The sequence below is a fragment of the Ignavibacteria bacterium genome (assembly GCA_025612375.1).
Classification (GTDB): domain Bacteria; phylum Bacteroidota; class Ignavibacteria; order Ignavibacteriales; family SURF-24; genus JAAXKN01.
On sequence record JAAXKN010000004.1, the window covers coordinates 1 to 23,839 of the forward strand.

Here is a 23,839-nt window from a genome sequence, read left to right on the forward strand (position 1 = left end):
GAGTAAGTGTTGATGGAATTGGGAAAGAAAACCTAATTGTAAACAATATGGATGTGATCTTACCCCCGCAAAGTACACACTCAGTTAAGACATATCTTCCTCTTCATCAGCTCAAATTCCTCAGGCGTCTTATAGCCTAAAGCCGAATGCCTTCTTTTCCTGTTGTAGAATATTTCAATATAATCGAAGAGACTTATCATTGCCTCCATTCTTGTTTCATACTTTTCAGAGTGAACGAGCTCAGTCTTAAGCGAATGAAAGAAACTCTCTGTAATTGCATTGTCATAGCAGCTGCCTTTACGGCTCATGCTCTGGCGGAAGAAGTGGCGTTTTAAGTAGCCTTTCACCTTCAGGGAGTCATACTGGCTTCCACGGTCAGAGTGGAATATCAGACCAGGCTTTGGCCTTCTCTGCCTGACTGCCTGGATGAGGGCACTCATTACCAGGTCCTCGGTAATCCTGTTTAACATCGACCAGCCCACGATCCCTCTTGAACATACGTCGAGGATTACGCACAGGTAAAGCCAGCCCTCACGGGTATGGATGTGGGTGATGTCGCTTGTCCAGAGGGTATTTACTTCTTCAGCATGGAATTTCCTTTGTACCAGGTCAGGTATATTGTTCCTCGTATGTTTGGAATTGGTCGTCACCTTGAACTTCCTTGAAGCCTTGGCCCTTATGCCGTTTACACGCATAATCCTCTGAATCCTTTTCTTGTTAAAGCTTTTACCCCTGGCCTTCAGCTCTTTTGTAATTCTTAAAACCCCGTAGGCTCTTCTGAACTCCGAGTAAATGCTTTTTATATCCCTTAAGAGCTCCTTGTTTTCTATGGCCCTTCTTGAGACCTTCCTTCTCGTGTAGTGGTAGTAACCTGCCCTGGAGACGCCTAAGACAGTGCACATTTTCTCAAGACGGAACTCACACCTGTGAACCCGTATAAATTCAAACTTCAGGGCTTTACTCTTGAGAAAATGGCGATAGCTTTTTTTAATATGTCTCGCTCCTCTTTTACGTCACGGAGCTCTTTTTCAAGTTTCTTCATATACTCTTCCTCAGGCCTAAGGTGACCTTTTCCTGGGAAGGCTGAGGCACCATCTTCTTTCTGCTGGCGTATCCATTTGTGCAGAAGACTCTGCCCGATTCCAAGATCCCGTGCCACATCGCTAATCCTCCTGCCTTCCTCCTTTACCAGCCTTATTGCCCCTAGCTTAAACTCCTCATCGAAGACCCTTCGTTTTAATTCTCCTTCCATTTTAATTTCCCTCCTTGTATATTGGTACCACTGTTGATAATATAATATCTTTCTTTTAATATCATATTGTCTATTCCAAGAGGGTACTATACGGGGGTTAGTTTAATGTATATCTCTTAAACTCTGGAAAGGGAAAAGCAGAGAAGCCAGAGAAGGAACTTGTGGAAAGTGAAACTGCTCCTGTGGAGTATGCTTTAAGCCAGAACTACCCCAATCCCTTCAATCCCTCTACAGTCATAAACTATGAGATCCCGAAGACTTCAAGGGTGACTCTTAAGATCTTTGACATGCTGGGAAAGGAAGTTACTACTCTTGTAAATGAGTATAAGGAGCAGGGAAGGTATTCTGTGGAGTTTAATGCCTCCCACCTTCCTAGCGGGACATATATCTATGAACTTAGGGCAAATGATTTTGTTAAGAGCGGCAAGATGTTGCTCTTGAAGTAATTCTTGTCATAAATTTACAAAGCCCTATTTTTTAGGTCTTAAGGCAGAAGTTCTTTCGGGGACTTCTGCCTTCTGTAACTAATACCTGCAATCAGCAACAAATTTGCTTGAGGAATATCCTGTCAGTTTTCGCTTCCCCGATAAAAAGCCTTTACTTCGTAATATTCAGATGTGTTGTTTTATTGAGTATTTCGACTTATTTTCGGGGCAAGTATTGAAGGTGAAAATTTATGGAGTCTGCGGCATTACTATGAAAAAATTATCCTTTGGAGTTATACTTACCTTAACACTAATATTTGCCGGATGCGCAGCGCATACGAGCCTGGAACCGCTGGGGCGGGGCAATATGAATGCAAACTTAAGCCTGGGAGGCCCCATAGTGGCAGCCTTTAATACTCATATACCAATTCCCTATGCCACCGTTGGAATGTCTTACGGCTTAAATGAGAAAATGAATATAGATGGCAGCCTGCACCTGACCAGCCTTCCGTACAGGATTTTCGGCCTTGAATTGGGAGCTTCGTACTTTCCTGTATTGAACGAGGGACTTATTCCAACTGTCGGAATTCATCCTGAAGTTTTAACTTTTATCAGCCTGAAGCCGGACGTTGAAAGCCGTATGCGCGTGTATCCTTCCCTTTCAGCCTCTGCCGCCTGGCACCTGGGAAGTGACCTCATCTATACGGGGTTTGACTACACTTTCCCTCTTACAAGTTCCGATTATGATACTGACGCCCCGAAGTTTGTGCTCTCTCCGTTTTTTGGCTACAGGACTGACCTCGGGAAAAGCCTCCGTCTTACGACTGAGGTAAAATGGCAGGGAGTAAACGTTAGGTCCGATCAGCTTGCGGCTGATTATATAAAGCCCGGAGGCCATGGCGCCGTTGGAATTTTGTTTGCTATTGAGAGGAGCTTCTAAAATGAAAAAAATTATATTATACATCTCTCTTTTTGTTGCTATAGCCGCACAGGGCTGCGATATGGACAGCTTCCTTTTTAACGACAAGAAAATCTCAGCATACAAACTGCCCGGAAACAATATCCCCGATTCACTCATTAAGCAGGTGACTTTCATAAGCGGTGGAAACACGCTCTACGGGTACTGGGTAAAAGGAGAAAATTACTATAATAGTTTTACTATACTGTACTGCCACGGAAATAAAGAAAACATAGATAACTACTGGGACAGGATTATGTATCTGCATCAGCTTGGAGTTAATGTCTTTATATTCGACTACAGGGGATTTGGAATGTCTGAAGGCACTTCTTCCGAAGTGGGAATGCATGAGGATGCAGAGGCAGCATGGAATTTCATTAAAGTAAATTATGCTGTAAAACCCGCATCGCTAATTCTATACGGCTACTCGCTTGGCAATGTGGCTTCAATCTATCTTGCTGCCGAGGTCGTAAAGCCGATGGCACTTATTGCAGAGGCCCCTTTTGCCTCGGCAAATTCCCTTACACAGGGAAGCCTGGTGCTGGATATCCCAGCGGGGTGGCTTACAAAAGGAAAGTTTAATAATGCCGAGGAAATAAAAAAAATCACAACTCCGTTTCTGCTTCTTCATGGAAGTGACGACGACTTTGTACGCTTCCGTGACAACGGTCAGGTTGTTTATGACAATGCGCCGGAGCCAAAAACTCTAATTGTTGTCCCGGGGGCGGTTCATACTAACATCCCGGAAAAGATGGGGGTGGAAGAATATCTGATGTCTCTAAGAAAATTTTTACATCTGCTTTGGTTATAAGTCCGGGCACTATTATTTTTGCTTTGCGGAATAATTAACATTTATACAATACAGGGAGTTAAATGAAAAATCAGTTTAGAATGAATAGGCTTATGCTTACTGCAGCCTTATGTCTATTCATATGCTTTGGCGGTTTACGTGCCCAGGCCACCTTTGATGCCGATACAGTAAAGGCGCAGAAGTATGATACAGGCAAAATGTGGGCCTTTGAGTTCCCGCCTTTTGAATACCTGAAACAGGTATATAACTTTAATGCCTCGCAGGAATGGTTTGATGACGTACGGCTTTCAGCCCTGCGCATACCGGGCTGCACGGCATCCTTTGTTTCTGAAGACGGTCTGGTTATGACAAATAACCACTGCGCCCGCGGAATAAGAAGAATGGTCCAGAAAGAAGGCGAAGACCTTGCAAATACAGCCTTTATCGCAAGGACGCTTGAAGAGGAAAGAAAAATCCCCAACTATTCGGCAGAACAATTAATCTATCTTAAGGACGTTACAAAAGAGGTCCAGACTGCAATCAGCTCAGGCAAGACTGAAAAGGAAAAGATCGCCTTAAGAGACGCAAAGCTTAAAGTGTTAAAAGATGAGTATGAAAAAGAAACCAAACTTAAGTGCGACGTTGTTTCTTATTACAACGGAAGCCTCTTCTTCGTTCAGGGTTTTAAGACTTATAATGACGTAAGACTCGTTTTTCAGCCGGAGGAAAATATTGCATATTTCGGAGGGGATCCGGACAACTTTACTTACCCGCGCTACAACCTTGACTGCACTTTCCTCAGGATATACGGAGATGACGGAAAGCCGGTCAAGTCTGAACACTTTTTCAAGTGGAGCGCAAATGGCGCACAGCCAGGAGAACTCGTCTTTACAGTCGGAAACCCCGGGTCAACCAACCGCCTGAGGACTGTTGCACAGCTCGAATATTTAAGGGACATTCAGTTCAGGAACAGCGCTTTTCTGGCCGACAATCTCTACAGCCGCCTAGACCAGCTGAAGAGCATTAACCCGCAGCAGGCCTCTGAATATGAAAACCTGAGGCTTGGTTTCAGCAACGGGCAGAAAAATACCTCAAACACCTATAAGGCTCTTAATGATCCATATCTGATGGCCCGTAAAAAGGATTTTGAAAAACGCGCACGTGAGTTCGTTGCGTCCGACCCTCAGCTGGAAAAACAGTACGGCCACGTATGGAAGACAATTGAAACAACACGCGGGGAGCTGAGAAGTATTGATACGAAAATAGCAGCACTCTCAACAAACCCCACCTACTTCTCACGTTATCTTACAATTGCAAACGCGCTTGTAACTCAGGCAAAGCAGAGCGCTCTTCCTGAGGATCAGAAAGATCCGGAAACAAAGACCGAACGCTACCAGCAGATGCTGAAGAACATTTATCCTGATAACTTTGATCCTATTCTTGAACAGGCAAAACTTGAAATCAATATAGATTACATCATAATGAACCTGGGCAAGGATCACCCGTGGGTAAAGAAATTCTTCAGCGGATCGACATCTAAGGAGATAGCTCAGAACCTGATCTCAAAATCGGCATTTAAGGACAAGAAAACCGTAATGGCTCTTTTCCAGAAAACGCCGGAAGAAATCCTTTCCCTTAATGATCCTTTTATCAGCTATTATGCAGAGACCTACGGTGACCTGGTAAAGCTGAAAAAAGAGCAGAAGGAAACTCTGGACACAGAAAACATTGCGTTTGGGCTCTTAGGACAGATAATCTACAAGATGTACGGCACCTCAGTTACGCCTGATGCAAACAGGACATTAAGGCTTTCAGACGGCCTCTTAAAAGGCTACAATTATAACGGCACTACTGCACAGGTTAAAACAACTTTCTTCGGCCTTTACGACAAGTATTTCGGCTTTGAAGGAAAGTATCCTTTTAATCTTCCTTCAAGGTGGCAGAATGTTCCGAAAGACCTGGATTTGAATACGCCCTTTAATTTTGTCTCGACAAATGACATCGTTGGCGGCAACTCGGGCAGCGCTGTAATAAACAAGAATGCCGAGGTTATAGGCCTGGCCTTCGACGGAAACATCGAGAGCCTGCAGGGTAACTTTATTTATCTGCCGACTTACAACAGGACTGTAGCCGTGGATTCCAAAGGAATGTATGAGGCTATAAAGAAGGTCTATAAAAACGACCGTCTGGCAGACGAACTAAAAGAAGGAAAGATCCAATAGTGTTACTTCAGGAACTGCCTTTTAAAAGGAAGGTCTAGAAGAAGTTGTCTGTAAAAACAAAGAAGCCGGCCTGAATATTATTTTTACCCGGGCCGGCTATTTGGCAGTAAAAAGTGTTTATTTCAGTAATACAAATTTCTTTGTGCTTATATTGCCCGAGGCTTCAAGCCTGTAGAGATACATTCCGCTCGGCATGCTGCTTCCGTCAAAAGCCGCCTCGTGCTCGCCTGCAGTAAGCCTTCCGTTAACAAGCGTTGCCACCTCACTGCCCAGAAGGTTATATACTTTTAAGGTGACGAATGATTCTTTGGGAATGGAATACCTGATTTTTGTCGTTGGATTAAACGGGTTCGGGTAGTTCTGCTCGAGAGCAAAAACTGCCGGAGATGTCCCTGGCACTCTGACACCCGTGATGCTGATTGTAACGGCATTACTGAAGTCAGACTCAACTTCCTTTGTAAAAGCCCTTACTTTGTACTGATAACTGCCGGATGCTTTTGCAGTTGTATCTGTGTATGAAGTCTCATTCGGGCCAAGAGTTGCTATCACTATAAAATCAGAATCAAATTTTCTTTCAATTATAAATCCAGATTCATTGTTTGTTTTATCCTTCCATGTCAGTTTCACTCTCGGTACTTCCACAGACGCCTCCAGGCTGTCAGGGCTGTAGAGTTTTGTAGTGAAATTCCAGGTAGCGGAATTTGGCCCCGCTCCGGCAGCATTCTTACCCCTTACCTGCCAGTAGTACTTTGCCCCGTGCTTGAGCCCTTTTACCTCTTTGCTTATATCCGTCAGGCTGGAATCAGAGTAGAATAATGTGCTGAACTGATCATCTTCACTTATACTAAGCCTGTAAGAGGCTGCATTAAGAGTGCTGTTCCATGAAAGTGTGGCATTTTCATCCACATTTACCGCGTTATTCTGCGGAGACTTAAGCTCAGGAGAAAGAGGTAATGAGAGCACCGTAAAAGTCCTTACTTCCGACCATGGCCCCGTGCCTCCTGTTATTATGGCCTGAACCTTCCAGTAGCACTTCATATTTGTAGAGAGATTTGATAAAGGAAGCACTGTGTCCTTTACAGAAGGCTCGTTTATTAAAAGGGTCTTAAAGCTGGTGTCGGTTGCAACTTTCAGTGCGTAGCCTTCGGCTAATTCTGTTTTTCTCCATTTCAGGACCAGCTTAGATGGATCAGTATACGCTTCGTTTAAGGGAGCCAGCAACGCAGGAGCTTTTAATACAATGATGCTGAGGTTTGACGGACTTACCCCGTAAAGGGATGGATCCGAAACTGATTCTACTTTTATTCTGCACAAGTCGGACGGGTTTACCGGTACGGTAACATTCTCAGAGCCGTCGTTTGGAGTATCAGAGGCAAGTGTAATGGGGTAGGTCAGTCCCTCATCAAGCGAAAGCTTTATATTTACATTCCCGCTGACACTCTTGCTGTTCCAGACTACTTTCTGCATGCTGCCTGAGGCCCATTTTGTGCCCCCTTCGGGCCCTGTGACAATTAAGTTCTTAATTACTATGCCGTTTTCATTATATATAAAGAGCCCTTTAGTGTAGGTGCCGATCCATTTGTTGTTGTACTTATCAACTGCAATTGATACAATACAGGTGTCGTTAACCGGGGAATTAAGGGAGTCAAATGCCGTCCAGGTCTCTGTCCCGTTTACCGATTCAAATTTCCAGAGCCCGATGTTGTTTGTTCCCACCCATTTTGCACCGCTCTGATCCAGGCCCACGCCCAGAACCCATTTATGTTCAAGCTTGCGGGTGATCTTGGGGAAGTAGCTGCCCCAGCCCCATTTGGTACCGTCAAAGGATTCAAGGCCGCCATTCCACGTCCCGGCCCACAGTACACCTTTGGGGTCGAATCGGATATTAAGGAATGAGTTGCATGCTGTATAAGAATTTGTTTTCGTGAAAAAGGTCCAGTTTACGCCGTCAAATTTTCCCAGACCCCCGCCGCTCGTCCCAATCCATTTTATGTTATTGTTATCCACAGCTACAGTATTGATATAGTCTACCAGGCCGCTTGTGTTGGCGGCATTAAAAAGCCTCCAGTTAAAGCCGTCAAACATGGCTACTCCGCCTTCCTTGGTGCCGATCCAGATAAAGCCGTCTTTATCAACGGCTACGCCCCTTATGCGGTTGTCGGGAAGGTATGAGTTTGATTTTGTAAAAACTGTCCAGCTCTTGCCGTCAAATTTGGCAAGACCGCTGTCAGTGCCCACCCACTTGTTCCCCCTGGAATCGATCGCCACGCTGCGGACTATGTTGTTAGGCAGGCCCGAATTAAGTTTATTATACGATTTCCAGTTTGTTCCATCGAACCTTCCAAGGCCTACGCCGGTAGCTACCCATTTTATATCCTGATCGTCAATAACAATCTGGTATACCGTATTATTCGGCAGAAGTGATGTTGCACTGTTGTAGTTTTTCCAGTACTCCTGTCCAAATGACAGTGAATATATTAATAAGACAAAAAGTAAAGTGTGTTTATTCATATTGACCCCTGTAATTATATTGACCGTTTCTTAATTCATGAATTGCATTGTGTGGCGACATGTGTATAAAAATAATATAGAGTATAGAGGCATATTTTCAATAGGCTGTGACGCGGCGCAACAAAAGGGATGAAAACTTAAAAAAGGATGAAAAATTCAAAAGGATGAGAAATCAGAAATGGTTCAGAGCCGCCTTCATATGGCGCTGATGGCGGCTCCAAAATAACAAAAGTGCTGAAATTTTATTTCCCGGAGGAAAATCTTTTTGCCCAGGGTATATTGGGTACACTCATATATTTTTCATTCTTCCACCTGTAGAGCGTTGCACTGACCGGAAGAATCTCTTTTTCTTTTGTCTTTTTGTTTTTTACCAGGTCAACGGTTGTAATTAAAATGCTCAGGTTTTCCGAGGTCTTGTTCTCGTAAAACAGCTCGGGATACGACTGCGAATAGCCTTCCAGCACGCTTTCAATTTTGTCCTGATTGAAATTAAAAACCTTAAAGCGGTATGTTACACCCGACTCCCAGATGGTCATGAGGTTGCCTGAATTGTCTTTTAACGGGAATATGGCAATAGGGTAGTTCCTGTCGCGCTGCGAGAAAAGTAAATTACTGCTTTTTACAGAGTCTTTATAAAAAGCTATATTATTCATCTTATAGCCGGCGCTGTCTACTTCTTCAATAACGCACTGCACGGTTAATTTATCGTTTACCCATGGCACAAGAAACCTGAGGCTTCCTGAAGCTTCAAGTTTAGGTGGGGCATTGCCTTCTGTCTGTTTTACGGGGGCGGTACAGCCGTTAAGAATAACAGCTGATAAAATTGTTAAGTATATAACTATGTTCCTGAAGTTTTTCATCTTTCCTTTTGTTTGTTAGTTGTGTTTATAAGGCGTGAGAATCTTATACTATAAAATAAGCAAAATTAACGTAATATTTAGCCCCGGCAAATGAGATAAGTGGATATTCATATTGAGTTTACGGGAAGTGAAAAATATCTGCCCTGCATTAATAATCTTTCAATATTCCGGAACAATATGTATCTTGCTGGAGTAAAAACAGGACAAAATGTACTAATTAAAGTACGCCCCATTAAGGCGGAATCTGTAATACTGCTCAATTTTCCGGGAAACGCCTTTTGGCATCAGTTTTGTCCTGTTATATAATGAAGAAAATAATTCATTGATTATGACAAATATATTGATGAGTTTTTAGCGTATCCCCAATAATAGGATTAATTAACTTATTATCTAACATTTAACAACAAATGGAAGGAATATGAAAAGTAGAAATCTGGTTATCGCAGCTTTATTTTCAGTATCAGTTCTGGCTTCAGCTACAGTTGCTCAGTCGAAGGATGCCGATGGAAAGAAGATTTTTGAAGCAAATAAATGCACAATGTGCCATTCATTAAAGGCCGAAAATATTCAGCCTACAGGAAAGTCAAAAGCTCCGGATCTTTCAACTGTTGGTGCTACACAGAAACCTGAATGGATTCAGAAGTTCCTGACAAAGCAGGAAAAATTGGAAGGCAAACAGCATCCGATCGCTTTCAAGGGAAGTGATGCTGAACTGAAGACATTGGCTAACTGGCTTGCTTCACACAAAAAGTAATCTGTTTCCAATATATTGTTCCCAAAAAAAGCCCTGTATATTTACTGCAGGGCTTTTTTGTTTCTTTTTCAGTCTTTTTACCGGAAGTATCTTGCTAATAGATCATTCCTTTTTCCTTCATTCTAGGGGGATTAAGGAAAAGCGCCATCCCGGTTCTCATCCCGGAAAACCCCAGTTTCGAGTAAAAGACCTCTTTGCCGGGGCTGGCATAAAGTATCACGTTGCAGTGCGATACTTTTTGCAGTATGCGTTCCATAATCATTTTTCCGATCCCTAAATTCTGGTATTCCGGCAGCACCACGACGTCGTAAACCGCTGCCTGGTAGGCGCCGTCGGAAATTGCACGTCCAAAACCTATCATCTTTTCATTATTAAAGACAAACACGGTTGAAAAGCTGCTGCGGAAGGCTTTTTCGTGCAATTGGGGCTCATAATAACCCATTCCGGCATCTTTCAGGTACTGTCTTACCTCGTGCCAGTCAATGTCCTCACAATTTTCCTGAATCCTGAACTCCATTTTCTCTTTAATCCGGTATTTTATAAAAATTCAGCTATAATTTTTCTGCTATATCCCGCCCGCTGCTAAGAGCGCCTTCGACCGTGCCCATTGCACTTCCCATGTAGAAAGCTTCACCAGCACAGTAAATGGTATCCTTTACAGGCTCCATGGCAACTTTAAGAGCCTCTTTAGCCTCTACTGTAGTATAGGCGTAGGCTCCGAGCGCAAAGGGGTCTTTGTTCCAGTTCACGGATTTTGAAGAAACGAGCTGTTCTTTGAGGATTTGAACATCCATTCCGAAAACATAGGCGAGTGAATGAAGAGCTTTATCAATTATTTCATTTTCATTTAATTCACTTAGCTTTTCGGATTCCGGACCTGCAATCCAGCCTGTAAGAACGGGTACCTCATCCGGCATCTGTGTCCACCAGGTGGGGACATCCGCATCGGAAAGGAGGAATCCGAGATCCGGCGCCTTGTCCTTCTCCCAGAATCTGTACTTAAATTCCAGGAACAGCTTTATTACAGATCCAAATCCCATTGACTTAAATGCCTTAACGGCTTCAGGAATTTCAGGCTGAAACTCAATATGACCTTTACTGTCCTTTTCAGACTGCAGTACGCCCAAGGGAACGGTGATTAGAACCTTCGGTGCCAGGAAAGTTCTTCCGTCTTCGCATGAAATTTCAACAGAACCTTCCTTCCAGCGGATTACTTTGGCAACTGAGGATAGCTGTATATCGCAGCCAAGTTTTTTACTTTCCTCTGCAAGAAATTCAACCAGCTTCTTATAGCCCCCTTTAATTCTTGTTGGTGCGGCTTCACTTTCATTTTTCCACTCATCTCTCAGGGCAATGCTGCTTACCCTTTTTATATCTGAAGCGTCATATCCCTGGGCATATCTTATTACTGAATCCCTGAGCACTTTATATTGTTCCCCGGCAAAATATTTGTCGAGGAAGTCCGAGAACGCCATATCTTCTTTCAGATTTTCAAGCTCACTGATGAGCTGATGAAAGCCCTCAATAAATTCCCCGCTTTCCTGAAGTTTCCCTTTTTCCATCTGGTAGGTTTTGCCTTCCATTGAAAAAGAAGCAAGCCCGGCTTCTTTTAATAGGGCTTCGGTAATTGGAAGCTCCCCGTGAATAAACTCTGCCCCTTCTTCAAGAGGCTTAAGGAAACCCTTTGGGGAAGACGTTGCTATGCGGCCTCCAATGCGGCTGCGTGCTTCAAGAACTATTACTTTTTTCCCTTTTTTTGAGGCCACGCGTGCTGCCATAAGGCCGCTTACACCGGCACCAATAATCAGTACATCAGCCTTTATCATATAGATTCTTTTCCTGTTTCAAAAACCATTTACTAATAAATCCCAAAAAATTCTACTTTATCAATTCCTTAAATTGCGGATCATTGTGAAGTTCTTTCAGGTCGTTATCTCCTGAGGCCTGCTGCTTCAGTTTCGGATTTAATTCCAAAGCCTTTTTAAGCGCCGCCAGGGAAGCATCTTTTTTGCCTGCCGCAAGCTCAATAACAGCAAAGTCGTAGAGCAGTTCAGGGTTATTTGGCTGCAGGGATACGGCGCGTTCCATATGAGGAAGCGCATCCTGAGGTTTCTTCTCTGTAAAGAGTGTCCATCCTTCATTCCATGCGTAGTTCATTTGTGCATAGTCCAGGAGTCTTCCAAGTTCCTTAAATGGCTCCGGGCTGTCGTCAACTCTGATATCAATTGCCCTGTCCGTATAGCCGCCGTAGCCTGCCTTATCCTTTACTACAATAAGTGCCGCAGACTGCTTTCCGCGTGAGTCGCCGCCGGCTTTATCGCCTGCAATAAGGGCGGCATACATTCTGTCGGCAAGTGTGCCTTTTGTTGTAAGAAAGGCCTTTTCCATATTAGCCACCACGTCTTCACCGGTAAGAATATTTCCCTGCACGGCGTAGTTTCTGCCGCTTCTTCCGCCTGCCCATGGAAGGCACTTTGCACCGGTATATGTTGTGGATTTACCATCAGAGGAGACAATGCCTACCTGCCTTTGCTCTGGATTGTCATCATTTTTTAAGAGCTCTTTTAACACCTCTTCGGGGCTTAATCCTTTCTGCAGCATCTCAAGGCCGCGCGGGCCAAAAGAGGTGTTTGCAAATGACTGTGTTGCAACAGCCCCTATGTCAGCCTTTGCCCAGGGGACAACCGTTCCCACTGCAAAGAAACGGGATGCAACTGCAACTCCAAGCTCACCTGTTGCGGAATCCCTTGCGGTAATTGAGAAGGTGCAGATGAGCCTGTTTTCATGTGTTTGTGCCTGCGCATTGGTGAAAAGCCCAAGAAGACAGAAAAAAATACCAAAACCAACAAATGTTCTGCAATTCAGTTCCATGATTATGTCTCCACAAAAAGATTATAAAATATTTAATTACATGGACCAAAGTGAACAGTTAAAACTTAATGTAATAAGATAGTAATTTTATTAAACAGATAAATATATGAAGATTCAATATTTGCAGAACAGAAGCCGGTACTTGTTAATAGGTCATGGCTTTTATATTTTATAATAAGCATAAGAGAGTGTTTTGCCATGAAAAAGACGATTCTGCTCATTTTATTTCTGCTTTCCGCTTCTTTCGCGCAGGACTTTGATTCACTCAGGGCCATAAAGAAAACTTATATACAGCTTAGCGGAAGCCTCTTTGAGGACGTGCAGATGTCCTCTGTATTCTCCGATTCCAAAACCTTCGTTGACGCCGTCCCGGTTAAAAACCCGGCATTTATCAGGAAGCTCTACGACTCAGTTAAGGCGATGCCGGACTTTAACCTGAGAGAATTTGTTTATGCTAATTTTATTGTTCCCGGGGGAAAGACTGACTCACTTAAGCTGCCGGAAAGTGAGCCTATGATGCGGCACATTGAAACATTGTGGCAGTTTCTTATAAGGAAACCGGACCTCCTTATAAACAGGTACAGTACAATTATTCCTCTCAGGCACCCATATATAGTTCCGGGCGGAAGATTCAGGGAGATCTACTACTGGGACAGTTTTTTTACTATGCTGGGACTCATTTCTGACGGAAGGGTGGATGAGGCTGAGAATATGGTCAGGAATTTTGCCGATTTAATTGACAGGCTTAAAATGATCCCTAACGGCAACAGGGTTTATTATCTTACACGCTCCCAGCCGCCGTTCCTTTCTCTGATGATTGACCTCATCTCATGGTATAAAAATGATTACTACTGGGGCGTACAGTTTCTGGATGAACTTTTAACTGAGTACCAGTTCTGGATGAACGGCCTTGAGGAACTCTCAGAGGGGGGCGGCGTGCAGGCTCTTAACAGGGTGGTCCTGCTAAATGATGAGGAGGGTGTCTTAAACCGCTACTACGACTTTGACACAATTCCAAGAGAAGAGTCCTTCAGGGCTGATTACACTAATTCACTGAAGGTTCCTGATTCTGTGCGTGCTGTGTTCTTTAGAAACCTGAGGGCTGCAGCAGAGTCGGGCTGGGACTTTTCAAGCAGGTGGTTTAAGGACGCTAAATCTTTAACCAGCATCAGGACAACCGACATTCTTCCTGTTGATCTGAACTGCCTTTTGTACTTTCTGGAAAACAGGCTTGGATATTACTATGAGCTTAACGGCAACGTGGAAAGAAGTGAATTTTTTAAGACCAAGGCCTCCAGGAGAGCGGACCTTATAAACCGGATATTTTATAATGAGACTGACGGGTTCTACCACGATTATAACTGGAAAGAGGGAAGACAGACCAATACTATCTCCCTTGCCGGATGTTTCCCGTTGTACTTCGGAATAGCTAAGCCTGAGTACGCTGAAAGAATTGCTGAAAACCTGAAGAAAAACTTCCTAAGGCCGGGGGGACTTGTTACTACGCTTAATGAAACCCGTGAGCAGTGGGACGCACCGAACGGCTGGGCACCTTTAGAATGGATTTCGGTTAAAGCCTTAAGGGAATACGGCCTTGACTCACTGGCTGAAGAAATTAAAACCAGGTGGGTCAGCTTAAACGGCAGCGTTTATAAAAGAACGGGGCGCATGATGGAAAAATATAACGTGGAAAATCTTGAGCTCTTCGGAGGCGGCGGTGAGTACCCGCTGCAGGACGGCTTCGGCTGGACAAACGGAGTTGCGGAGGCATTTATAAATAACCTGGATGAAAATTACCTCCTTAAGAATATTAAAAAGGGGCCTTAGCCCCTCTTGTCCGACATATATAAAAGCCTGAGGAGCCTTAAGTCGTCGTAGCTGACCTCACCGTTTAGTTTTTCATATACCGGTGCCAGTCTTTCTGTACCAAACTGGTCAAAAAGAGAAAATATATTCTCCCGGATTGCCCTGGGCAGAATAGTAAACTCTTCAAGGCCTTCTTCCCTTAAAGAATTTCCGTCAAGGAAATATTTCAGGAGATGATCGAGTACCGTAATTTCTTTTACTTTATAGCTCTCCATAAGTTTGCCAATGGAAGCGCCCCTGTTAAAAGCTTCACCTACTTCAACATGCCTGGGCTTTTTGCTCCTTGAAGGAGATGTGTGGGCTGGCTTATCCTGGAGAACTGCGTCTTCAATTCCATTCTGCCTGCAGTATTCATCAATAACTTCGATAAAAACGCTGCCGTATTTTTCGGCCTTAAACTGGCCTATACCCTGGACTTTCAGGAAATGATCTGTTGTTCTTGGGAAAGTGGCCGCCATTTGAATAAGAGTTTTGTCGGAGAAGACAACGTAAGGCGGTACGTTTGATTCTTCGGCGAGCTCTTTTCTTTTTTTTCTTAGCAGTTCAAAGAGGAGCGGATCGTGCTTTTCTTCTTCAATTGCTGCCTTTTTGTGTTTGGCTTCCTTTTCTTTTATATCGGCATAAACTTTCATGTCTTTAAGCAGAACCTCATAGGCTCTTTTGGTCAGCTTCAGGCTTCCGAATTCGATACCTTTTACAATTATATGGTCTGCCAAAAGCTGGCGTGAAAGCTTAAGCCATTCATTTCTTGTAAGATCCTTGCCTATGCCGTAGACAGTCAGGTTCTGGTGTCCGAAGCTGAAGATCCTGTCGGTCTCAGCCCCAAGCAAGACGTCAATTAAATAGTTGGCTCCGAAGATCTCGCCCGTTCTTTTAACGCAGGAGAGGAACTTTTGTGCCGCAATTGTTACGTCTGTCAGCTCTTTTTTCTCTGAAAGGCAGTTATCGCACATGCCGCAGTATTCCTGCTGGTAATTCTCCCCGAAATATCTGATAAGAGGGATCCTCCGGCAGATATTTGCCTCTGCAAAACGCACCATTGACTCAAGATGGAGCTTTGCAACAGTTCTTTCCAATTCTGTGTATTTCTGCTGAACGAAGTAGTTTATTTTACTTATGTCGCCGTAGCTGAAAAGAAGGAGGCAGTCGGACCTGAGCCCGTCACGCCCGGAACGCCCGATCTCCTGATAGTACGATTCAATGTTTTTAGGGAGGTCGTAATGAATTACAAACCGTATATTGGATTTATTTATTCCCATGCCGAAGGCTATGGTAGCGATAATGATCTGTATCTTGTCCTTTAAGAATAAATCCTGATTTTCAGAGCGTTCACCGTTCTTAAGTCCGGCGTGATAAGGCCTGACCAGAAAGCCTAATGCTGAAAGCTGTTCTGAAAGGTCATCTACCTGCTTTTTAGAAAAGCAGTAGATTATACCGGGCTCATCCTTATGTTCGCTTAAAAAGTCCAGCGTCTGCTGAAAAGGATCGGTTTTAGGAACAACTCTAATAAAAAGATTTTTGCGGTTAAAGCTGGCCAGAAACTTCGCTGCATCCACAAGATTAAGGTTGGCTTTGATATCATCCTGAACTCTTGGAGTTGCAGTTGCCGTCAGGGCAATGCAGACAGCCGAAGGGAATTTTTTTCTGAATGAGCCGAGCTGCCTGTATTCAGGGCGGAAATCGTGCCCCCATTCCGAGATGCAGTGCGCCTCATCTATAGTAATGCAGTCGAGTTTTACTTCACTTAGGAGTTCCTGAATTTCATCCTTAAAAAGCGATTCGGGCGCAAGATACAAGATGCGTGCTTTTTTATCCCTGACTTCCCTGTAGTTGTTCCTGTATTCCTCAGCGCTTAAGGAACTGTTAAGAAGAACGGCATTAATTCCCAGATCCCTTAACTGCTCAACCTGATCCTTCATAAGGGCAATCAGGGGGGAAACTACAATTGTAAGGCCTTCAAAAACTACTGCCGGTATCTGGTAGCAGAGCGACTTGCCCCCGCCGGTAGGCATTATTACCAGGGAATCCTTCTTTTTAAGGACATTTTCAATGATTTCACTCTGAAGCGGTCTGAAAGTATCGTATCCGAATACGTCTTTTAATATTTTTTTTGCTCGATCCATCTATAGACTTAAGTGTACGAAAAAAGTAACATAATATAAGAAAAAGCCCTGAAACTCTTTCGGGCTTTGTTCATTTTATAACAGTAAAATATCATTTAAAGTTTAGATAAAAGCCTGCCGGGGTGAGGGAAAAAAGCTGTAAAAACGGCCTTTTTCCCAAAATAACGATATTGTTATGGATGCTGTAAAAATCTTATCTTTTATAAAAAGCCGGGAAATGACATGTCAAAAGAAAAGCTTTCAAAAATCAACAAAATCCTGATAAAGCAGTACGGGCTACCCCGTCAGGAGAACCCTGAGCCTGATCCGGTGGATATTCTCATTGCCACAATTCTCTCACAGAATACAAACGACCGGAATTCATATAAGTCATTTCTGAACCTTAAGAAGAAGTATCCCCGGTGGGAAGATGCCGCCCGGGCAGATGTTGATTCCCTGGAGGATCCGATAAAATCGGCAGGATTCAGCCGCCCCAAGGCAAGAGCAATAATAAATGTCCTTAATTACCTCCTGGAGACTTACGGCCGTATGTCCCTGGATTACCTGAAAGACATGGATACAACCCAGGCAATTGAAAGCCTGACAAGCCACAAAGGTATTGGAATTAAAACAGCGCAGTGCGTTATGATGTTTGCCTTTCACAGGAATGTATGCCCTGTAGACAGGCACATCTTCCGCATATTAAACAGAACAGGTGTAATAAAAGCCACGACGCCCGAGAAGACCTCGCTGGAATTAAATAAAACGCTTCCTGAGGGGACGGCACACTCGCTGCACGCAAATCTTATCCGATTCGGAAGGGAAATCTGCCGGCAGACGCTTCCAAACTGCTCAATCTGCCCTTTGTTTGACTTATGTGAATATGACAATAAGAATATGACAGAGGTGAATGAATATAAAGGCGGTACATTCCTGCTGCTGGACCATGTAGGGTAACTGTTACAGACAAGGCAGGGGCGGACAGGGAAGTCCGCCCGGTGCCGGAAGATACTATAAAGGTTAAAATCCTGCTCTTTTGATCATCAAAGGGTCAATGGGTTTCATGGTCCCAATTTTGCGTTTTGCCGAAAATGCCAGTTCGTTTTCATCCTGCCTTTGAAGCGTTCCCTGAAACATATTTTCCATAGCCTTCCCTTTGAAGGTATGTTTTACCTGCTTATCACCTACATTCCTGAGGATGCTGAATTCAAGAGAATCACCATCAAGTTTTGTATTCATAATCTGATAGGTTTCTTTTCCTACTTCAAGCGTCCCGTTAACCTTCTGGAATTTCTGGTTAAGCGTGAGGGTGTAATTCTCATTAGACGTACCGTTGGGAATTACCCATTCCCATCTGCCGGAGGTGTTTGCGGGAATTTTCCAAAAATACAATGTGCGCCCGTTAACCAGGTTGATCTGTTCAGGCTCCCACTCGTCCATGTCAAAACTATTAGACACAATCCTCGTGCCCGGTCTCAATTCATCGAAAAGCTTCGGACGGAGCTTAACGTTTATATCACTCAGGAGATACAGCGTTACGACAGTAGCTTTGCTTAAGTCGGTCTTGAAAAGGTTCTCTTGGCGGATCTCCACCTTATCCTTAACTCCGTTTGACTCCACGTTTTCCATGCTTTCCTTTACGCGCTGCGGATCGTTATCTACTCCCAGGCCATGGGCGCCGTATTTAGCTGCCGCTGTAACGACAATCCTTCCGTCCCCGCAGCCCAGGTCGTAGACTATGTCATCTTCACCAACATCTGCCAGTTTAAGCATTCCTTCGACGACCTCATAGGGAGTCGGGACGAAAGGTACCTGAGAAAAACTTACATTCTGAATAAAAAACAGTGTCAGAATAAACAGATAATATTTTTTAACGTGTTTCATAGTTGCTCCTCCTTTTCTTCGGAATTTTTTATGAATAAAAATGGTATTCCGGCAAATAAAACACATATGCCTATTAAGGCCCCGATACCCGTATAGCTTAAGCTTGAGTGAAGCATATAGGCTGCGCTTAAGCAGAACATGACAGGTACAACAGGGTACAATGGAACACTAAACGGGCGGAACGTAATTGGATCTTTATAGCGCAGAATAAAAAGAGTTACTCCAACAAGGAGAAAGAATAGCCAGAAGACAGGTGCCGTATATTCAACCATGGTAACAAAGCCGCTTCTTGTAAGGCTTCCAAGAATTATTAAAATAAAGGCAATCCCGCTCTGGAACAGGAATGCGTTTTGGGGGGATTTTTCATTACTGTTCCATTTGGAAAGAAAACGGAAGGTACTGAAATCCCGTCCGAGGGCATAGTTCGTCCTGGCGCCCGTGATCATTACGGCGTTTACGGTGCTGAGGGCTGAGGCAGCAATTAAAAGGCTGATCAGTTTCACCCAGTCTTTGCCGAGTGCCCTTAGTACGAAGTCCGCTGCCACGGTTTCAGATGCGGAAACGTTCAAGAAGCCGAAACCTTTAAGTAAAGAAAAATTTATAAGGAGATAGACGAAAGTAATAAGTCCAATGCTGTAGAAAAGGACCTTAACTATTCCTTTCCTGCTTTTTACCTCGGCTGATATGTAAGCTGCCTCGTTCCAGCCTCCGTAGGTTAAAAGAATAAATATCATTGCCCTTCCAAACGCCAGGCTTGTTTCATCTGGAGCTTCACCTTCTGGGGCAGTAATGGCATTTAGCTCCTGAGGAGAAGGTGAGATAATGCCCGCGAAAACAATTATCATGATTCCGGCGAGCATTCCTGCAATCAGCGCCATCTGAAGCCTGCTGCTTGAAGGAAGTCCCAAGAGATTAACCCCTGTTAAGATGAGTACAGTTAAAGCAGCGTATATTGAAGATGAATATGTTCCCAGGCGGAGTGCTTCTGAAGCGTAGTCTCCAATAATAAATGAAAGCATTACAATTGATCCGGTTTGAATGACCGTCATGCGTGCCCAGGCGAACAAAAATGCTATGCGTTTGCCGAAAGACTTTGTAAGAAAATAATATTCTCCTCCGGCATTAGGGTAAGTGCTTGTAAGTTCTGCGTAGCAGAGAGCCCCGAGCAGCGATATAATTCCGCCCAGAAGCCAGAGGCCGAGAGTAATAATTTCACTGCCTGAATTTGCGGCAACAATTGAAGGGGTCTTGAAAATTCCGGGGCCAATTACCATCCCGCTTACAATTGCCACTCCTCCGGCGACGGAAATTTGTTTTGATGTAAGATGAAGTTCCCCTTTTATATTTCTTCCCGGTTCATGCATAAGATTAACCCGCAGAAATTTCTTAAAACCGATTCAGTCGAGAAAGGGAATAATCGCTTAAGGAGGATTTGAAAAGCGAATATAATTTAGGAAGCCATGCAGATGATTCAGATCAAAGTTACTTTTAGGTATTTTAAATATTTCCCGGTCAATAGCAAGCGTCTTTCATTCCCCCATATGCTTTTGAAGTGTTGCGCGTGGCCATGTCTTAGAGAGCCTTGGGGTATCATAAAAAAATATCCGGACAAATTAAAATTTTCTTTCTTCAGAAAATAAAATAAGCTAATTTAAAGACCCGGTAACTTACTGCCGGAAGATGAAAAAGAACTTTTTACATTATCTATAGGAGTATAAATGGAAGTAGCAGAGCAGGTACTGGAAACAATGAAAAAGGCACAGAAGCCTTTGTCGGCAGGTCAGATAGCCGAAATCTCAGGCATTGAAAGAAAAGAGGTTGACAAGGCCATGAAAAAATTAAAAACTGATGGGAAAATATCTTCCCCAAAGAACTGCTTCTGGGAACCCGCAAAGTAAGCAGTTTTTATCTTAATTCTTAATAAAGCCGCCCGCACTGTGCCGGGCGGCTTTATTCTAAAACCTATCTCCATTTCTTTTCTCCGTCTTTCTTTTTATCTTCATTCATAACAGCCCGGAAATTGGTATGGTAAAGCTTAAACGAATATATGAAGAATACGACGAGGAGGACGGCTTTAGAATCCTTGTCGACCGCCTGTGGCCAAGGGGGATAAAAAAAGAAGGCTCACACGTTGACCTATGGCTTAAGGAACTGGGGCCGAGCAGCGAACTCAGGAAGTGGTTTAATCACGATCCGGCAAAGTGGCAGGAGTTCAAAAAGAAGTACCGCAGTGAACTCTCTGGTAAAAAAGATCTATTAAGTGAAATCCGTAATGCTGAAAAGGAAAACAAGACTGTAACTCTCCTCTACGGGGCAAAGGATACTGAACATAACCAGGCAGTGGTAATTGCCGGAATGCTATGAAAATTTTAAGCCGCAGAGCAGTTTCATAACTGCAGGAATTATATATTTGTATAATTAATCTGAATGAGCTTTCATTTTTACCGGGGAGGAAAGATAAATGTATAATGCCTTATTTATAGCTCTGCTTTTAATTGCTGCTTTTCTGTTTTTTACAGGAGCAAAAAGACAGGAAAAGGGAAGAATGCTGCTTGGCGCCGTAATTGCAGCCCTCACGATCTTCTTTTTCTGGTTTATGGATTTCTGGGGAGAGGCGCTGTGGTACGAAAGCCTCGGCTACGGCGACCGGTTCTGGATTATTAATTCCTCAAATATCGGCTTCGGCGTACTTGGAGCCATTCTGGGCTACATCTTAATTTACGTTCTGATGCTTTCAATTCCACGAAGGAATAAAACCGTCCACATAGCTGCCCGTGTGCTGGGACTTGTCATGGGCGGGCTCTGGGGATATTCCAACTGGGAGGTGATCCTTAAATTCTTCAACAGGGTAGATACCGGAATTCGTGAGCCCATACTTGGACAAGACGTAGGCTTCTACCTGTTCTCGCTTCCTTTTTATGATTCCATTTACTGGCTCTTCATGCTTTCCTCGACAGTTGCGCTTATTGCAGCACTCGTCGTTTCATTTACGCGTTTCAGGGAGAATAATATCTTCCTTTATTTCCCGTATGAAATTGAAATAAACAGCGCCGGATGGTCGAGCCCGTTATTCCTTACTTCTTCCGTCTTTGTCCTTGCTCTTGCCGTGGGAAGATATTTAGAGCGCTATCACCTTATGTTTTCCTCCACAGGAGTAGTTGCAGGACCGGGCTGGACGGATGTAAACATTCTTCTTCCGGCATATGCAGTTGTAATTGTTTTACTCGTTATTATCGGTTTATTGTTATTAGTGCCCTACACGCGCCGCAAGGCAGGGGAGTTTTATTCGAGGAAGTTCCGCAAGTTTTCCGACCGCCCATATATTGGCGTGCTTGCGGTGCCGGCCGTTCTTATTGCGGCAATCTGGATTATAGCCTTTGGAGCACTTCCGCAAATTTTTCAGTGGCTCGTGGTTGAACCAAACGAAATAACATTCGAACGCCCGTATATACAGAACAACATAAAGTTTACACGCATGGCTTTCGGGCTGGATAATATGGAGGAAAAGGAATACCCCCTTACAGGATCATTTACACAGCAGACTGTTCAGAATAATCCAAATATCTTTAATAACGTCCGGCTCTGGGACTGGAAGGCTCTCGACGCTGTCTACAGGCAGTTTCAGTCGATCCGCCTTTATTATGAGTTTTCTGACGTTGACGTGGACCGCTATAATATTGACGGTAAAATGAGGCAGGTTATGGTCTCCGGCCGCGAGATTAATCTGGACAACCTGCCGCCTCAGAGCCAGACCTTCGTCAACAAAAGATTCCAGTACACTCACGGCTACGGAATCACAATGGCAGCCGTTAATGAATTTACGGAGCAGGGGCTGCCGCACCTTTTAATAAAGGATATTCCGCCGGTCAGCGAATCACCTTCTCTCAAGGTCAGCCAGCCGCAGATCTATTTTGGAGAGGAAACGAACTCGCCCGTTGTTGTAAACACCAAGGCGAAGGAGTTTGACTACCCCAGCGGCGAGGATAATGTCTATACAAAATATTCGGGCAAAGGAGGAGTTGAGCTATCAAACTTCTGGAGGAAATTCCTTTACGGGTGGAAGTTCGACGGGACCAATTTCCTCTTCTCAGACTATCCCACAACCCAAAGCCGCCTCATGTTTCACCGCCAGGTGCAGGAGAGGGTAAAGCTGCTTGCCCCGTTCCTTAATTTTGATAAGGATGCCTATATAGTCCTTGCCAACGGGAGACTTTACTGGATGCTGGATGCTTATACCACCTCGGGCAACTACCCGTACAGCCAGCCCTTTTCAGCTCAGGAAAATATTCCCTATAAGGAAGGCAACGAGACAAGAAACCTCACTACGGATTTCAGCTCTTATCTGGAAGGTGCAAATTATATCCGCAATTCCGTTAAAGCTGTTGTTGATGCATACGACGGAACGGTGAACTTCTATATTATGGACAAGAAAGACCCTATAATTAAGGTCTGGAGCAAAATATTCCCTCATCTTTTCAAGTCACGTGAGGAGATGCCTAAGGAAATTCTGAACCACTTGCGTTATCCCATGGAAATGCTTCTGACTCAGGGCATAGTTTATGCAAAATATCATATGACAGATCCTACGGTCTTCTACAACCAGGAGGACCTCTGGGTCAGGGCGACGGCAAAATATTATAACGAGGTGCAGCCGGTAGATCCATACTATATAATGTGGCAGGTACCGGGCTCAGACAAGCAGCAGTTTGTCCTGATGCTTCCATTTACTCCCAAGAACCGGCAGGTGCTTATCGGATGGATTGCAGGAATGTGCGACCCTGAAAATTACGGGCGATTTATCTCGTACCAGTTCCCAAAGGATCAGACTGTGCTTGGACCTCAGCAGGTGGAAACGAAAATTGACCAGGACAGCTACTTGTCAGGACAGCTTACGCTCTGGGATCAGCACGGTTCAAAGGTGATACGCGGAAATGTACTGGCGATCCCGGTAAATAACACACTTTTTTATGTTGAACCGATCTACCTGCAGGCAGAAACAGCAGCTTATCCAGAGCTGAGGCTTGTGGTTGTAATGCATCAGGAAAATATGAGTTATGCAAAAACCTTTGAGGATGCCTTAGGCGGACTATTCAGCCGCTCGCCCCAGCCGCCTCCTGCCGAGACTGCTTCAAGCGGCACTAAGCCTCAGGCGGCGCAGCAGCAGGCTCCCAGTATGCAGGCGCAGATTAAAACTGCCAATGATGCCTTTAACAATTATCTGAGGCTTCAGGGAGAGAAGAAATTTCCTGAGGCGGCCAGGGAACTTGAAAGACTGCAGCAGACGCTGCAGACACTTTCAAATCAGGCCAAATAATTATGGATTTATGAAACAGAGGCTGAAGGT

At 44.2% G+C, this 23,839-nt stretch carries 19 protein-coding genes; 10 read left to right on the top strand and 9 right to left on the bottom strand.

Going from position 1 to position 23,839, the window contains the following annotated elements; all coding sequences use genetic code 11:
* Window positions 1–80 precede the first annotated feature (80 nt).
* Window positions 81–1,252, bottom strand: a protein-coding gene (locus HF312_04290; protein MCU7519410.1) for an IS3 family transposase whose coding sequence is annotated in 2 segments (ribosomal slippage) — window positions 81–976 and window positions 976–1,252 — 1,173 coding nt in all. Because the reading frame shifts where the segments join, the coding sequence is not laid out codon by codon here.
* A gap of 161 nt (window positions 1,253–1,413) precedes the next feature.
* Here HF312_04290 and HF312_04295 point away from each other — a divergent pair.
* The 4 genes from HF312_04295 to HF312_04310 all read left to right on the top strand — a co-directional run bounded on the left by HF312_04295 (window position 1,414) and on the right by HF312_04310 (window position 5,647).
* Window positions 1,414–1,698: a T9SS type A sorting domain-containing protein gene (locus HF312_04295; GenBank protein MCU7519411.1), complete on the top strand. Its 285-nt coding sequence runs from the start codon at window positions 1,414–1,416 to the stop codon at window positions 1,696–1,698.
* A gap of 214 nt (window positions 1,699–1,912) precedes the next feature.
* The gene (locus HF312_04300; GenBank protein MCU7519412.1) at window positions 1,913–2,617 is read left to right on the top strand and encodes a hypothetical protein; all 705 of its coding nucleotides are present in this window, start codon (window positions 1,913–1,915) and stop codon (window positions 2,615–2,617) included.
* Between the two features lies 1 nt (window position 2,618).
* Window positions 2,619–3,446, top strand: coding sequence for an alpha/beta hydrolase (locus HF312_04305; GenBank protein ID MCU7519413.1), 828 nt, complete (start codon window positions 2,619–2,621; stop codon window positions 3,444–3,446).
* Between the two features lie 62 nt (window positions 3,447–3,508).
* On the top strand, window positions 3,509–5,647 hold the full coding sequence (locus tag HF312_04310) for a S46 family peptidase (GenBank protein MCU7519414.1): 2,139 nt from the start codon (window positions 3,509–3,511) through the stop codon (window positions 5,645–5,647).
* Between the two features lie 117 nt (window positions 5,648–5,764).
* Here the strand turns inward: HF312_04310 and HF312_04315 are convergent, their stop codons facing one another.
* Both HF312_04315 and HF312_04320 read right to left on the bottom strand, forming a co-directional pair.
* Window positions 5,765–8,158, bottom strand: coding sequence for a T9SS type A sorting domain-containing protein (locus HF312_04315; protein ID MCU7519415.1), 2,394 nt, complete (start codon window positions 8,156–8,158; stop codon window positions 5,765–5,767).
* Window positions 8,159–8,400: 242 nt separating this feature from the next.
* Window positions 8,401–9,018, bottom strand: coding sequence for a hypothetical protein (locus HF312_04320; protein MCU7519416.1), 618 nt, complete (start codon window positions 9,016–9,018; stop codon window positions 8,401–8,403).
* A 418-nt stretch (window positions 9,019–9,436) separates the two neighbouring features.
* On the opposite strand from HF312_04320, the gene HF312_04325 reads away from it, so the two are divergent.
* Window positions 9,437–9,772 carry a cytochrome c gene (locus tag HF312_04325; protein MCU7519417.1) on the top strand — a complete coding sequence of 112 codons (336 nt, stop codon included), beginning with the start codon at window positions 9,437–9,439 and terminating at the stop codon, window positions 9,770–9,772.
* 94 nt (window positions 9,773–9,866) lie between these two features.
* On the opposite strand, the gene HF312_04330 is transcribed toward HF312_04325, so the two are convergent.
* The 3 genes from HF312_04330 to HF312_04340 are packed head-to-tail and all read right to left on the bottom strand — an operon-like array spanning window position 9,867 to window position 12,643.
* The gene (locus HF312_04330; GenBank protein ID MCU7519418.1) at window positions 9,867–10,289 is read right to left on the bottom strand and encodes a GNAT family N-acetyltransferase; all 423 of its coding nucleotides are present in this window, start codon (window positions 10,287–10,289) and stop codon (window positions 9,867–9,869) included.
* 34 nt (window positions 10,290–10,323) lie between these two features.
* A complete protein-coding gene (locus HF312_04335) occupies window positions 10,324–11,598 on the bottom strand; it encodes an FAD-dependent oxidoreductase (protein MCU7519419.1) in 1,275 nt (424 codons plus the stop codon).
* A 52-nt stretch (window positions 11,599–11,650) separates the two neighbouring features.
* Window positions 11,651–12,643, bottom strand: a complete 993-nt coding sequence (locus HF312_04340) for a DUF1028 domain-containing protein (GenBank protein ID MCU7519420.1) — start codon at window positions 12,641–12,643, stop codon at window positions 11,651–11,653.
* Window positions 12,644–12,841: 198 nt separating this feature from the next.
* Between HF312_04340 and HF312_04345 the strand changes: the two genes are divergently transcribed.
* A complete protein-coding gene (locus tag HF312_04345; GenBank protein MCU7519421.1) occupies window positions 12,842–14,470 on the top strand; it encodes a trehalase in 1,629 nt (542 codons plus the stop codon).
* Here the strand turns inward: HF312_04345 and recQ are convergent.
* Window positions 14,467–16,632 (bottom strand): DNA helicase RecQ, encoded by a 2,166-nt coding sequence (gene recQ, locus HF312_04350; GenBank protein ID MCU7519422.1) that lies wholly within the window; start codon window positions 16,630–16,632, stop codon window positions 14,467–14,469. The genes HF312_04345 and recQ overlap by 4 nt on opposite strands.
* A gap of 258 nt (window positions 16,633–16,890) precedes the next feature.
* On the opposite strand from recQ, the gene HF312_04355 reads away from it, so the two are divergent.
* Window positions 16,891–17,568, top strand: a complete 678-nt coding sequence (locus HF312_04355) for an endonuclease III (GenBank protein ID MCU7519423.1) — start codon at window positions 16,891–16,893, stop codon at window positions 17,566–17,568.
* Window positions 17,569–17,631: 63 nt separating this feature from the next.
* On the opposite strand, the gene HF312_04360 is transcribed toward HF312_04355, so the two are convergent.
* Both HF312_04360 and HF312_04365 read right to left on the bottom strand, forming a co-directional pair.
* Window positions 17,632–18,495 carry a methyltransferase domain-containing protein gene (locus HF312_04360; GenBank protein MCU7519424.1) on the bottom strand — a complete coding sequence of 288 codons (864 nt, stop codon included), beginning with the start codon at window positions 18,493–18,495 and terminating at the stop codon, window positions 17,632–17,634.
* The gene (locus tag HF312_04365; protein MCU7519425.1) at window positions 18,492–19,859 is read right to left on the bottom strand and encodes an amino acid permease; all 1,368 of its coding nucleotides are present in this window, start codon (window positions 19,857–19,859) and stop codon (window positions 18,492–18,494) included. Before HF312_04365 ends, HF312_04360 begins: the two co-directional genes overlap by 4 nt.
* A 354-nt stretch (window positions 19,860–20,213) precedes the next feature.
* On the opposite strand from HF312_04365, the gene HF312_04370 reads away from it, so the two are divergent.
* The 3 genes from HF312_04370 (at window position 20,214) to HF312_04380 (ending at window position 23,809) form a co-directional block, all read left to right on the top strand.
* The gene (locus HF312_04370) at window positions 20,214–20,393 is read left to right on the top strand and encodes an HTH domain-containing protein (protein MCU7519426.1); all 180 of its coding nucleotides are present in this window, start codon (window positions 20,214–20,216) and stop codon (window positions 20,391–20,393) included.
* Window positions 20,394–20,520: 127 nt separating this feature from the next.
* Entirely contained in the window at window positions 20,521–20,859 is a 339-nt protein-coding gene (locus HF312_04375) for a DUF488 domain-containing protein (protein MCU7519427.1), read from the top strand.
* A 97-nt stretch (window positions 20,860–20,956) separates the two neighbouring features.
* Window positions 20,957–23,809: a UPF0182 family protein gene (locus tag HF312_04380; protein ID MCU7519428.1), complete on the top strand. Its 2,853-nt coding sequence runs from the start codon at window positions 20,957–20,959 to the stop codon at window positions 23,807–23,809.
* The last annotated feature ends 30 nt before the right edge of the window (window positions 23,810–23,839 follow it).

Bases quoted from the DNA above. Each gene is read 5' to 3' on its own strand.
- HF312_04305 (MCU7519413.1), top strand. From the start codon at position 2,619: ATGAAAAAAATTATATTATACATCTCTCTTTTTGTTGCTATAGCCGCA.
- HF312_04310 (MCU7519414.1), top strand. From the start codon at position 3,509: ATGAAAAATCAGTTTAGAATGAATAGGCTTATGCTTACTGCAGCCTTA.
- HF312_04315 (MCU7519415.1), bottom strand. From the start codon at position 8,158: ATGAATAAACACACTTTACTTTTTGTCTTATTAATATATTCACTGTCA.
- HF312_04320 (MCU7519416.1), bottom strand. From the start codon at position 9,018: ATGAAAAACTTCAGGAACATAGTTATATACTTAACAATTTTATCAGCT.
- HF312_04325 (MCU7519417.1), top strand. From the start codon at position 9,437: ATGAAAAGTAGAAATCTGGTTATCGCAGCTTTATTTTCAGTATCAGTT.
- HF312_04330 (MCU7519418.1), bottom strand. From the start codon at position 10,289: ATGGAGTTCAGGATTCAGGAAAATTGTGAGGACATTGACTGGCACGAG.
- HF312_04335 (MCU7519419.1), bottom strand. From the start codon at position 11,598: ATGATAAAGGCTGATGTACTGATTATTGGTGCCGGTGTAAGCGGCCTT.
- HF312_04340 (MCU7519420.1), bottom strand. From the start codon at position 12,643: ATGGAACTGAATTGCAGAACATTTGTTGGTTTTGGTATTTTTTTCTGT.
- HF312_04345 (MCU7519421.1), top strand. From the start codon at position 12,842: ATGAAAAAGACGATTCTGCTCATTTTATTTCTGCTTTCCGCTTCTTTC.
- recQ (MCU7519422.1), bottom strand. From the start codon at position 16,632: ATGGATCGAGCAAAAAAAATATTAAAAGACGTATTCGGATACGATACT.
- HF312_04360 (MCU7519424.1), bottom strand. From the start codon at position 18,495: ATGAAACACGTTAAAAAATATTATCTGTTTATTCTGACACTGTTTTTT.
- HF312_04365 (MCU7519425.1), bottom strand. From the start codon at position 19,859: ATGCATGAACCGGGAAGAAATATAAAAGGGGAACTTCATCTTACATCA.
- HF312_04370 (MCU7519426.1), top strand. From the start codon at position 20,214: ATGGAAGTAGCAGAGCAGGTACTGGAAACAATGAAAAAGGCACAGAAG.
- HF312_04375 (MCU7519427.1), top strand. From the start codon at position 20,521: ATGGTAAAGCTTAAACGAATATATGAAGAATACGACGAGGAGGACGGC.
- HF312_04380 (MCU7519428.1), top strand. From the start codon at position 20,957: ATGTATAATGCCTTATTTATAGCTCTGCTTTTAATTGCTGCTTTTCTG.